This window comes from Caldisericia bacterium (assembly GCA_021158845.1).
In the GTDB taxonomy this organism is placed as follows: Bacteria; Caldisericota; Caldisericia; order B22-G15; family B22-G15; genus B22-G15.
Window position 1 is genome coordinate 1 of the sequence record JAGGSY010000078.1, and the last position, 4,805, is coordinate 4,805.

A 4,805-nucleotide genomic window follows, 5' to 3' on the forward strand; every position below is an offset into this window, starting at 1 on the left:
ATTTACAGAACACAAAAATCTCCTCTTTAATATTTTAAATTAAATAAATTTGAATTTTTGTCAACTCTTTTTAGATTCCATCCAATTTGTTGTAAAATGAAAGAGATTAAAATCTATTATGGTGGGATGTGATGATTAAAGAAGGAATGATAATTGAAGGTCCATTTTGGCCTGAGCCTGTTGAGGTTAAGAAGGTTGAAGAATTTGGTGAAGGAATTCACATTATTGGAGCAACGGTTTATTCCAACGCCCATATTGATCAGTTGCTTTCAGAGGAAGATATAAAAAGAGTCAAAACAAAAGAGTTTGTTCTTGATTTTACCACGAAAGGTTTAGAGGCATTTCTATCTATAGAAGCCACTCGTTTTAAATTTGCCTCTCTCTTTGATCCTCTTTTAGCAATGAACACTTCAAAAATTGATCCACTGCCTTTCCAGATTGAGGCGGTGTACGGATATATATTGAAACTTCCACGAATAAGATTTCTAATAGCAGATGATCCCGGTGCTGGAAAAACGATTATGGCAGGTCTTATTGTTAAGGAATTGAAACTTAGGGGACTTGCAGAGAGAATTTTGATAGTTGTACCAGGGCATTTGAAAGATCAGTGGAGAAGGGAGCTTAAAGAGAAATTTCAGGAACACTTTACAGTAATTGATAGAGGTATGTTAAATGCTCACTACGGAGAGAATCCATGGCAAAAAGAGAATCAGGTTATAACCTCTATTGATTTTGCTAAACAAGAGGAGATTCTCACATCCTTAAGTAGCGTTGAGTGGGATCTTGTAATAGTTGACGAAGCCCACAAAATGGCTGCATATAAATATGGAGAAAAGGTAAAGAAGACTGGAAGATACAAATTAGGTGAAGTTCTTTCAAAAACCACCAATCATCTTCTGTTCCTTACAGCCACTCCCCACAAGGGAGACCCGGAAAATTACAGGTTGTTACTTGATTTGTTAAGTCCTGGATTTTTCGCCAGTAAAGAGATGATAAATGCCTCTTTGGAGAAAGGAGACAACCCTCTTTTTATAAGAAGGAGAAAGGAAGATTTAAAGGATTTTAACGGAAAACCCCTCTTTACAAATCGTTATCCAAAAACAATAAAGTTTAGGCTTTCAGATAAGGAGATTGTGCTTTATAACGAACTTTCAGAGTATGTGATTAATCAGTACAATAAAGCCCTTAAGAGTAGCAAAAAAAGAAACATTGCCTTTGCCTTGCTGATTCTTCAGAGAAGAATGGCATCAAGCACCTATGCCCTTTTGAAGTCTCTTGAAAGGAGAAAGAAAAGACTTGAGGCACTACTTAAGGAGCCAGAATTAAAAGAGGAGACTCCATTTATTGAACTGGGAGAGATTGAAATTTATGAGGATTACGAAGAAAAAAAACGTCTCGAGGAAGAGAGAAAATGGGAGACATTGAGTATTGCAAGGAATAGAAAGGAACTTGAAAGGGAGATAGAGACAATTGATCGTTTAATAAAAATGGCTGAAGAGATTCTCAATGAGGAGATAGAGGTTAAGGTAAGAGAGCTTAAAAAGGCTATAGAAGAGGGATTCAAAAAGATAAGAGAAATTGGCGGAAACGAGAAAATTTTGATTTTTACTGAGTCAAGAGATACACTTGAGTATCTCGTTAATAAAATCAAATCCTGGAGATACTCTGTGAATTTCATTCATGGAGGAATGAAATTAGATGAAAGGATAAAGGCTGAAAAAATCTTTAAAAATGAGAAGCAGATTATGGTGGCTACAGAGGCAGCTGGCGAAGGTATAAATCTTCAGTTCTGTCACCTTATGATTAATTATGATATTCCATGGAATCCCAATAGACTTGAGCAGAGAATGGGAAGAATTCATAGATATGGTCAGCAGAAGGATGTTTACATCTTCAATCTTGTAACAGAAGATACGAGGGAGGGAAAGGTTCTTGTTAAGATGTTTGAGAAACTGGATGAAATAAGAAAGGCACTTGGAAGTGATAAAGTGTTTGATGTTATAGGAGAGGTCTTTGCAGGTAAAAACCTGTATCAATTAATTTTAGAAGCGGTGGCAAATACAAGGAGTATAGATGATATACAAAAAGAGATAGATATTAAAATAGACGAAGAATATATCAGAAAGGTTAAAGAAGCTCTGGGAGAGAGTCTTGCAACAAAGCATATTGATTATACAAGAATAAAGGAAATGGCTGAGAAAGCAAAGGAGTATAGATTAATACCTGAGTATGTGGAGGAGTTTTTCAAAAAAGCATTTCAAATGGCTGGTGGCAGGTTCAGGGAAAGAGAAGAGGGAGTTATATCCATAGATTCTGTTCCTTACGAGATAAGAAAAATAGCAAAGGAAATCGATTTTAAAAATAGATTCGGAACTATTTTAAAATCTTATCCAAAAGCAACCTTTGATAAAGATATTGCATTTAAAAATCAAGATTATGAGTTTATATCCTTTGGACATCCTCTTTTTGAAGCCCTGCTTGAATGGATTAAAAGGAATTTTTCAACTAAACTCTTGAGAGGAGCAGTTTTTGAAGACCCTTCCGGTATCTACAATGGTATCCTTTGGTTCTTTAAGGTGGAGGTAAACGATGGCAAGGGTGAAGTTGCAGGTAAACGGATAATAGTGATTTATGATGATGGAAAGGAGTTAAGAGAGGTTAACCCATCAATACTATGGGATCTTGTTCCTGTTGACAATAGTACACCAAAAAAAGTAAATCTTGATAGAGATAAAGTTGAAAAATATGTGGTTAGTCTGGCAAATCTATATAAAAATGAGTTGTTGAAGGAGAGAGAAAGGCAGAAGATGGTGAAGCAAAAATATGGAATTAAGTCCCTTGAATACCTGAGAGATATGCTTGACCGTGATCTCGTTCTTCTATACGAAAGAGAGGAGAGGGGAGAAAGGGTGGATCTTGCAATAAAAAATAAACAGGAGAGAAAAAGAAGGTATGAAGAGGCGCTTGAGAGACTTAAGAAAGAGATAGAGCAGGAGGTAAGTCTCACCATCTCAATGCCGAAGTTTCTTGGTGCAGTAATTGTAAGACCAACCCATTCAAAGGACATGGTAAGTGATAAGGAGATAGAGAAGATAGGGATGAAAATAGCAATGGAGTATGAAAAAAGAAATGGAAGAGTGCCTGAGGATGTATCCAGAGAGAACCTTGGATTTGATATAAGATCTAAAGATGGTGAGAAGGTAAGATACATAGAGGTTAAGGCAAGGGCAGGGGAAGGTCCAGTTGTTCTTACCACCAATGAATGGCTCAAGGCTAAAAGATTCAGAGAAGATTACTGGCTCTATGTGATTTCCAACGCTTCCACAAAACCAGAGCTTTACATAATTAGGAATCCTTACAAGAATTTGAAAGTCAAGGAAAAACTTGAAGTTGTAAGATTTATTGTGCCTTGGGAGGAGTGGAAGAGTAAAGGAGCAAGAGCATAAATCCCATTTCAGGAGGAGATGGTGAAGAAAAAAAGGTTTATTGAAGAAACCTTTCCAGTAAAAGAGGTAAGTAAAATATCTGCAAAGGAAAAGAACATAAGGCATGGACACATTTCCACACTTCACATATGGTGGGCAAGAAGACCTCTTGCAAGTTCAAGGGGAACATCCTACGCCGCTTTAATTCCTGCGCCAGAAACTGACGAGGAGCGGAATGAAAAAAAGAAATTTATAATAGAGCTTTCCAAATGGGAGAATTCTTTAAATAAAAAAGTCATAGAGAGAGCAAGAGGGGAGATTTTAAGTGCAAATGGAGGGAAACCACCAAGAGTTCTTGATCCCTTTTCAGGTGGTGGTTCAATTCCTCTTGAGGCATTAAGACTTGGATGTGAAACTCACGCAGTTGAATACAATCCAGTTGCCACTTTAATATTAAAGTGCACTCTTGAGTATCCTCAGAAGTATGGGAAAAAAGAGAAAAAAGAGGTTTCTGGAGTTTTTGATGAAGATTTAGATAATTCTTTACTTGAGGATGTAAAAAAGTGGGGAGAATGGGTTCTTAATGAGGCAAAAAAGGAGATTGGAAGATTTTATCCACATGATGAAGATGGAAGTATTCCTGTTGGATATATATGGGCAAGGACCATACCATGTCAAAATCCATCTTGTGGGGCTGAAATCCCTTTAATGAGGCAATTCTGGCTTGCAAAGAAAAATAACAAGAAAGTTGCATTAAAACCCTATGTGAAAGATAAGAAAGTTGAGTTTAAGATTGTTGGTCAGGGAAATGATTTTCCAGACGATTTTGACGCGGGAAAAGGAACTGTAAAGAGAGCCATTGCAGTCTGTCCTGTCTGTGGTTCTGTTGTGGATGCAGATACAACGCGAAAGTTGTTTCAGGAAGGAAAAAGCAGTCAGAGACTCATTGCAGTTGTTCTTCACAATCCCAGAGCAAGGGGAAAATATTATAGACTGGCAACAGATAAAGACATGAAAGTTTTTATGGAGGCTGAGAAGTATCTTGAGGAGAAGAGGAAAAAATTAATGGATAAGTGGGGAATTGACCCTGTTCCAGATGAGAGAATGAACGAGGAAGACCCTACGACAGTTGCAGGTAGAGGATATGGATTTAAAAAATGGGGTGATCTTTTCAACTCCCGGCAGAAGCTTGCACTCATAACCTTCACCGAAAAGGTAAGAATGGCATACAAAAAGATGATTGAAGAAGGATATGACAAAGAATACGCAAAGGCAGTGGCGAGTTATTTGGGGCTGGGACTAAATAGATTGGCAACTTATCTGGCAAATTTAGTAAGATGGAGAGGAGATGCACTTTCTTTTGAGAGAATTTTTGATAGA

At 37.2% G+C, this 4,805-nt stretch carries 2 protein-coding genes; both read left to right on the forward strand.

Translation table 11 applies throughout. The annotated features are described in order from the left end of the window. Positions 1 to 131: 131 nt before the first annotated feature. A complete protein-coding gene (locus J7J33_03060) occupies positions 132 to 3,446 on the forward strand; it encodes a DUF3883 domain-containing protein (protein ID MCD6168269.1) in 3,315 nt (1,104 codons plus the stop codon). Between the two features lie 18 nt (positions 3,447 to 3,464). Next, positions 3,465 to 4,805: DUF1156 domain-containing protein (locus J7J33_03065; protein ID MCD6168270.1), on the forward strand; the 1,341-nt coding region annotated here is incomplete at its 3' end.